Genomic DNA, 1,306 nt, shown 5'->3' with positions numbered 1-1,306 from the left:
GTATTCGACGGTGATCTTGCCGTCGTTGCGCAGCTTGGTGAGGGTCGGGTTGTACTGCGCTTCGAAGTTCTTGCACACGGGGCAGATGAAGTCGATGTAGAGAACCACCTTGACGGGCTTGCCCGCCTCAGCCTCGGCGCCGGGCGCGGTCACCGTTGTCGGCGGCGTGGCGGGCGGCGACGGCACATTTGCCGCGTTGACGTTGCCCGGGGCCGACTTGGCCACGTCGGTGTTGGCCAGCAGTACGACGCCGCCGTGGACGTTGCCGTTCGCCGGTGTCGGGCCGGAGTCGGCGATCGGGGCGTTCTTCTGGATGTTGGAGCTGACCACCAAGGCCACAATCGCGATGATGGCGATCACGGCGACAACAATGCCCCAGCCGATCAGCAGCTTGTTGCGCTTGTCCTTCTTAAGCTGCGTCTCGCGGATTTCACGGGCTTTCTCACGCGCCGCGGCAGTGCGCTCTGCCTTGGACTGTCGGGGTTCGTTTGCGGGGCTCATTGATTCCTCGTGTTGATCGGCCTGGGATGGTCCACTTGGTGGCAACTCCACCATTTTAGGGGAGAAACCCGTGAGCTTGCGTCTTCAAGTTTCTTCGGTATGCCCAACGGACGAATAGCACAGAAGATTCCGCCCGGCTAGGGTGGATGGGAGCCAACAGTGATCCCAGGGGGCACCAATGCAAGCAACCGAGCGGGCAGAGCAGCACGCCGAGCAGGACACCGCACAGCCAACCGAACGGGAGCAGGACACCGCACCCGCGGCGGAAGGGCACCCGAACTCGTCGGACTCGGCCGCGACCTTCGACTTCATGGTCGTGTCCAACCGCCTGCCGGTGGACCGCTGCTCCGCGGATGAGCCCGGCTGCGAGGACGGCTGGCGACGCTCCCCCGGCGGCCTGGTGACGGCGCTTGCCCCCATGATGACCAAGACCGACGGCGCCTGGGTGGGCTGGCACGGCGCCCCCGACGAACACCTCGAACCCTTCAGCCACGGCGGCATCGACCTCGTCCCGGTCCAGCTCAGCACGCGGGACATCGAGCTCTTCTATGAGGGATTCTCCAACGCCACCCTCTGGCCGCTGTACCACGACGTGATCGCGCCGCCGGAATTCCACCGTGCCTGGTGGGACACCTACCGGAAGGTCAACAAACGGTTCGCCGACGCCGTCGTCCGCCACGCCGCGGAGGGCGCCACCGTGTGGGTGCAGGATTACCAGCTCCAGCTCGTGCCCAAGATGCTCCGCGAGGCGCGCCCGGACCTCAAGATCGGCTTCTTCAACCACATTCCCTTCCCGCCGCCGGAG

Annotated in this window: 2 protein-coding genes; one reads left to right on the top strand and one right to left on the bottom strand. The window is 65.5% G+C overall.

Going from position 1 to position 1,306, the window contains the following annotated elements; all coding sequences use genetic code 11:
- Positions 1-501 (bottom strand): DsbA family protein (locus AB4Y86_RS19085; RefSeq protein WP_441403692.1); only part of this gene is annotated, 501 nt, incomplete at its 3' end.
- 310 nt (positions 502-811) lie between these two features.
- Here AB4Y86_RS19085 and AB4Y86_RS19080 point away from each other — a divergent pair.
- Positions 812-1,306 (top strand): trehalose-6-phosphate synthase (locus AB4Y86_RS19080; protein ID WP_441403693.1); only part of this gene is annotated, 495 nt, incomplete at its 3' end.

It is taken from the genome of Arthrobacter sp. 2YAF22_2 (assembly GCF_052114645.1).
Lineage (GTDB): Bacteria > Actinomycetota > Actinomycetes > Actinomycetales > Micrococcaceae > Arthrobacter.
This window is presented reverse-complemented; position numbering and strand designations above follow the sequence as displayed.